Here is a 6,083-nt window from a genome sequence, read left to right as displayed (position 1 = left end):
GCTATGTAGCTCAGTTGGTTAGAGCATCGCACTCATAATGCGGGGGTCACAGGTTCGAATCCCGTCATAGCCACCATTAATATTGCGGAAGTGGCGAAATTGGTAGACGCACCAGATTTAGGTTCTGGCGCCCTAGGCGTGAGAGTTCGAGTCTCTCCTTCCGCACCATTAATAGCAGTACCAAACAGACCAGCTCACGCTGGTTTTTTTGTATCTGAAATTTGCCTCTCCCCAGTTTTTCTCTCGCTCCTCTATTAACCCGGCTCCACGTTAATTCCCGTCCACATCACTCTTCACTGATTCCGATCACGCCTTGCCACTCTTGTCTCTCGGCCACAAAAAAGCGGCCCGCAGGCCGCTGGTGCACACATTCATCATCCCGGTTATCAGAACGGGAAGAACCAGGGGATCGCTACCACGCTGACCGCCATCACCAACAGGGTGAATGGCACCCCGATACGGATAAAATCGGCAAACTTGTAGTTGCCCGGCCCCAGCACCAGGGTATTCACCGGTGACGAGACCGGCGTCATAAAGGCAGCCGAGGCGGCGATGGCAATGGTCATGGCAAACGGATAGGGCGATACCCCCATCTGCTGGGCCGTGCCCAGCGCAATGGGCGCCATCAGCACTGCGGTGGCGGTGTTGGAGATAAAGAGCCCGATCACCGCGCAGAGGGCAAACAGGCTGGCCAGCATGACCCGCGGCCCCATCTCCCCTACCGCATTGATCAGACCACCGACGATCAGATCCACCCCGCCGGTTTTTTGCAGCGCCAGCGCAAAGGGGAGCATACCGACGATGAGGATCAGGGTCGGCCAGTGGATCGACTTGTAGGCACTCTCCATATCGATGCAGCGAAACTTGCCCATCAGCAGACAGGCGATCAGTGCGGCAATCACGTTGGGCACAGGATCGGTCACCATCAGCAGGATCATCACTCCAAGACAAAAGAGGGCATGGATCGCCTGGCTGCGGGCGGGAGCCATCTCGTCCACTTCAGCGGGCAACCCCATCAGCAGAAAGTCGCGACTATGGGTCTGCAACTGTCTGATATGGCTCCAATTCCCTACCACCAGCAGGGTGTCCCCCATCTGCAACGGCTCGTCCACCAGCTTGCCTGCCAGTGCCTCACCGTCGCGGCGCAGCCCCACCACGCTCAGACCATAACTGGAGCGGAAGGTCACCTCACGCACGCTTTTACCCAGCAGCTTGGATTCGGGGATCAGCGACACCTCGGCCATCCCCACCTCCCGCGCCTGATCGGAGAAATACTCCCCGCGCAGGATCATGGGTTCGAGCCGTGCCTCGCTGCAAAACGCCCGCACATCCACCTCGGGATCTGACATGTCGATCAGCAGAACATCCTTCGCCTGAAATTCACTGATCCCCGACACCGGCACCATCACCCGGCGAAACTTGCGCCAACGCTCCACCCCGATGACGTGGGCACCATAACGGGCGCGTAGTTGCAGCTCGTCCAGGGTGTGACCAATCAGCGGGGAGTCAGGCCGCAGCGCCAGACGACGGGCCCTACCGGCCAATTGGTAGTCTCGGATGAGATCGCGCAGGGTGCGGCGCCCGGTCGGCTTGCCCTTGCCCTCTTCCCCTTCGCCCACCAAGGAGCCGCGCACCAGCAGCATGTAGAGGATGCCCAGCCCCAGGATCAGCACGCCCATGGGGGTGAAATCGAAAAACCCGAAACCATGTATGCCGTGGCGCATCAGCTCGCTGTTGACCACCATGTTGGGGGGTGTGGCCACCAGCGTCATCATGCCGCTGATCAGCCCGGCAAAACCGAGGGGCATCATCAGGCGACCGGCCGGGATCCCCATCCGGTTCGCCACGCTCAGCACCACCGGGATAAAGATGGCCACCACTCCGGTGCTGCTCATGACAGCCCCCAGACTCGCCACCGCCACCATCAGCAGCACCAGCAGCTTGGTCTCGCTGCTACCCGCCACCTTCACCAATGCATCCCCCACCTGATAGGCGATGCCGGTGCGAACCAGCCCCTCCCCCACCACAAACAGGGCGGCAATCAGAATGACGTTGGGATCGCTAAAGCCCGCCAGCGCCTCCGACAGGGTGAGGGTGCCGCTCAGCACAAACAAGATGACCACGCCCAGGGCGACCACGTCCATGCGCACCTTGTTGGTCATAAAGAGATAGATGGCGCCAGCCAGCAGACAGAGCACCCAGACAAGCTCGGAATTCAATGCAACCTCCTTTTATCACGTGATTCTCCTCCCGGAGAGTGGACTCTATCAGACCACAGCCATGGCGCTATCATCTTGCTACATATCAATAAAGTCCGGCCAGCGGGGGCACCATAACCCATCACTGCTGGAATAACCGGGCAGCAGCAGTGATTTCTTTGATATGGGCCAAGTACGGGGCGGACAAAAGTCCTGCCCCTCCTCCCCCTCACCCCTTAGAATGGCGCCCTCGCATACTAACCCTCATGCCCAAGGATCAGAAAATGAGCATATTCGAGCTGTTCAGCATCAATAACACGCTAGTGACCATCCTGCTGGGTGGCGGCTATGCCATGTCATGGATTGAAGCCATCGGCACCCTGTTTGGTCTGGCCTGTATCTGGTTCGCCAGTCAGGAGAAGACCATCAACTACCTGTTTGGCCTGATCAACGTCAGCCTGTTTGCCATCATCTTCTTCCAGATCCAGCTCTACGGACTCTTGATGCTGCAGCTGTTCTTCTTCTGCGCCAACGTCTACGGCTGGTACGCCTGGACCCGCCCGGTCAACGATCAGGGGGATACCCTGCAGATCCGCTGGCTCAGCAAATCCAAACTGATGGTGACCGCCGCCGTGAGCGTGCTGGCCATCGCTCTGCTGACACGCTATATCGACCCGGTCTTCGCCACCCTGGCGCGCACCTCGGTCGCTTTGCTCAACCTGTTTGGTGCCGGACTTGCCACTCCCGAGCCCTCCCCTGATGCCTTCCCGTTCTGGGATGCCACCATGACGGTGCTCTCGGTGGTCGCGCAGATCCTGATGACCCGCAAATACGTGGAGAACTGGATCCTCTGGGTCGTCATCAACATCATCAGCATCGGTGTCTATGCCGCGCAGGGCGTCTATGCCATGTCGCTCGAATACCTGATCCTGCTGTTTATCGCCGCCAACGGCACCCGCCTCTGGGTGATTGCCGCCAAGCGCCAGCCACAAGGTCTGTAAGCCATGAGTCTGTTACCCCATCTGCAGTGCCGCCCCGACCAGATTGCCGAGCGGGTGGTACTGTGCGGCGACCCGGCCCGGGTCGATCGCATCGCCAGCCAGCTCGAGCAGTGTGAAGTGCTGGGGCAAAACCGGGAGTTTCGCCTCATCAACGGCCGCTATCAGGGGCTGCCCATCACGGTTTGCAGCACCGGCATCGGCGGTGCCTCGGCCATCATAGCGCTGGAGGAGCTGGTGCAGGCGGGGGCCCGCTCGCTTATTCGGGTCGGCTCCGCCGGTGCCCTGCAGCACGACATCGGGCTCGGCGACCTTATCGTGGTAGAAGGCGCTGTGCGCAATGAGGGGGCCTCGCAGGCCTATCTGCCCGCCGAGTACCCCGCCTGCGCCGATATCTGGCTGCAGGCCGCCCTGCTCAATCAGGTGGCGGCCTGTGGCCAACCTCATTGGCACGGGCTGGTGCGCTCCCACGACAGCTTCTATCGAGATGATGAGCAGGAGGTGTGCCGCTACTGGCATGCCCGTGGTGTGCTCGGCGCTGACATGGAGACCGCCTCCCTGTTGACCGTGGGTCGCCTGCGCAAGGTGCGGGTCGCCGCCGTGCTCTGCAACGTGGTGCTGTTCGAGCAGGATGTGCAGCAAGGGGTAGCGGATTACGCCAGCGCCGAACAGGCGATGATGGCCGGTGAGCAGCACGCCATCGCGGCTGCCCTCAACGCGTTGGTGCAATAAAGCGCAAACCGTTAACTGCGGCACATCCGCTACCGTGCGGGCTGGTATCCGGCCCGCACTCTTGCTAGCCTCATGGCCCTCGTCATCCGGTGCGACAGGCAAGTCATGCAGCAACAGCCCTACCCCCTCGGCCGTTTTCACGCCGAACTCCAGCAGCTTGAACCCCGCTTTGCCGCGGCGCTCGACGCCTGCACCCTGTTTCTGCGCCGTTACCTGCCGGGCGAATTGATCATGCGGCAGGGGGAGCAGAGCGAGCAGCTCTATCTGGTCGAACATGGCCGGGTCTCCCTCAACAGCACGGTACACTCTGGCCGCCGCTTCCAGCTTGGCGAAATTGAGTGTCACAGCCAGATCTTCGGCGAAATGGAGTTCTTCAGCGCCACCCCGGTGCAGTGGAACGTGGTGGCCGAGACCGAGCTGGATGCCCGGGTCATCTGCGCCCACAAGCTGGCCCTGCGGCTGCTGGCCGAACCCGAGCTGACCCTGTTCTTTGCCGCCGCGCTTGCCAGCGACTATCTCGATACCCTGGAGATCACCACCAGCCGACTGCTCCACCCCATCGCCTACAACATCGCCTATGAGCTATGGCGTGAGCGCCAGCGCACTCCGATGCTGGGATCGCGCAAGCGGGCCCACGAGGCAGCACGCTTCGGCACCACCGAGCGGGTCTACCGCCGCGCCCTCAAGGAGCTGGTCGAGCAGGGCATAGTTGCCGACGGCAGTGACGGCCCCGTCATCGCCGATCTGGCCAGGCTGCGTGCCTATCTCGATCTTTGATTTCCATTCACCTCATTTCGATTAACCCTGTCAGGAGAGAGCCATGTCTACCCATCCCGAATTCACCTTCTTCAGCCGCTTCGTCGCCGATATTCAGGCGGGCCACAAAACCATCACCATTCGCGACGAGAGCGAAGCCAACTGGCAGCCTGGCCAGCGGTTGGCGCTGTTTACCAACCCGGAGCACCAGCCCTTTGGCACCATAGAGGTGCTCTCGGTCAAGGCGGTAGCCTTCGATGAACTGAACGACGAGCACGCCCGTCAGGAGAACATGACACTCCCCGAGCTCAAACAGGTGATCCGCGAGATCTACCCCGATCTACCGCCGCTCTATGTGATTGAATTCGTGCTGATTGAAGCCTGATTTTGTGAGCTGCCTCAGCTAACGCCGGTTGCGCTCTTTGGCTAAAAGCGCAAAATAACTGTTTTTATATACAGTTATTGGTGCGTTATGGATACACAACTTGAACCGGCCATTGCGGCCATGGTGACAGAGTTCATTGCCGCAGGCCGCCCCAAGGCGAGCAGCCTGAGCTGGCAGGAGCGGCGTGAAGGCTATCTTGCTTCAGCCATATTGGGTGGTGAACGGGAGGAGGTTGGCGCTGTCGAAGAGTGGCAACATGGCCATTATTCCGTTCGCCTCTATCAACCAGCACCAACCTCAAGTGCAAGCCGTCCGGCACTGATCTACTTTCATGGCGGCTGTTTTGTCAGCGGCGAGTTCGACACCCACGACCGCCAGATGCGGATGCTGTGCAATCGCGCCGAGGCACTGGTGTTTGCGGTACATACCCGCCTTGCCCCTGAACACACCTATCCTGCAGCACATGACGATGCACTGGCAGCCACGCTCGCCATCATGGCCGATGTGGAGAAATGGCATGGGGATCCGGCAAGGATTGCCCTTGCGGGCGACAGTGCCGGCGGCCACCTCGCCCTGATCACCACCTTGCGACTCAAGGAGCAAGGCGCCCCCTTGCCTGCAGCCCAACTGCTCATCTATCCGATGCTCGATGCTGCGAGCGACAGTGACAGCTATCGGCATCTAGGGGATGACTACCTCATCACCCGCGACATGCTGTTAAGCGGTTTTCACGCCTATCTGGGTGAACTGCCCGCCACTCATCCCGAAGCCAGCCCGCTCCACCATCCTGCCCTGTCAGGATTGCCGCCGACCCATATCGTAACGGCGGAATATGATCCGCTGCGCGATGAAGGGGAAGCCCTCTATCGCAAACTGCTGCAAGCCGGAGTCACAGCTACCTGTCAGCGGCAACTGGGTGTTATACACGGCTTCTTCCAGTTGGCAGGTGTGAGCCAGGCAGCCCGTCAGACAATTGAGCAGATCGCGATGCTTATCAGGCACCTCTGATTTGGC

Annotated in this window: 6 protein-coding genes and 1 tRNA gene; 6 read left to right on the top strand and 1 reads right to left on the bottom strand. The window is 60.3% G+C overall.

The features are described 5' to 3' along the window. The first annotated feature begins 84 nt into the window (after positions 1 to 84). A tRNA-Leu gene (locus G5380_RS16675) sits at positions 85 to 168 on the top strand. A 218-nt stretch (positions 169 to 386) separates the two neighbouring features. On the opposite strand, the gene G5380_RS16670 is transcribed toward G5380_RS16675, so the two are convergent. Then, a complete protein-coding gene (locus G5380_RS16670) occupies positions 387 to 2,219 on the bottom strand; it encodes an SLC13 family permease (RefSeq protein ID WP_421352924.1) in 1,833 nt (610 codons plus the stop codon). Between the two features lie 263 nt (positions 2,220 to 2,482). Between G5380_RS16670 and pnuC the strand changes: the two genes are divergently transcribed. From pnuC to G5380_RS16645, 5 genes are all read left to right on the top strand, one after another. Further along, entirely contained in the window at positions 2,483 to 3,199 is a 717-nt protein-coding gene (gene pnuC, locus G5380_RS16665) for a nicotinamide riboside transporter PnuC (RefSeq protein ID WP_421352923.1), read from the top strand. A 3-nt stretch (positions 3,200 to 3,202) separates the two neighbouring features. Next, entirely contained in the window at positions 3,203 to 3,928 is a 726-nt protein-coding gene (locus tag G5380_RS16660; RefSeq protein WP_421209698.1) for a nucleoside phosphorylase, read from the top strand. 105 nt (positions 3,929 to 4,033) lie between these two features. Further along, entirely contained in the window at positions 4,034 to 4,705 is a 672-nt protein-coding gene (locus G5380_RS16655) for a Crp/Fnr family transcriptional regulator (protein ID WP_040066930.1), read from the top strand. A gap of 43 nt (positions 4,706 to 4,748) precedes the next feature. Continuing rightward, a complete protein-coding gene (gene yqfB, locus G5380_RS16650; protein ID WP_421209700.1) occupies positions 4,749 to 5,069 on the top strand; it encodes a N(4)-acetylcytidine aminohydrolase in 321 nt (106 codons plus the stop codon). 87 nt (positions 5,070 to 5,156) lie between these two features. Then, positions 5,157 to 6,077: an alpha/beta hydrolase gene (locus G5380_RS16645; protein WP_421209702.1), complete on the top strand. Its 921-nt coding sequence runs from the start codon at positions 5,157 to 5,159 to the stop codon at positions 6,075 to 6,077. Positions 6,078 to 6,083: the final 6 nt, after the last annotated feature.

This window comes from Aeromonas sp. 604443, assembly GCF_049170315.1.
GTDB lineage: Bacteria > Pseudomonadota > Gammaproteobacteria > Enterobacterales > Aeromonadaceae > Aeromonas > Aeromonas veronii_A.
The sequence above is the reverse complement of the archived record's forward strand: the minus strand, read 5'-3'. Positions and strand labels throughout refer to the sequence as shown.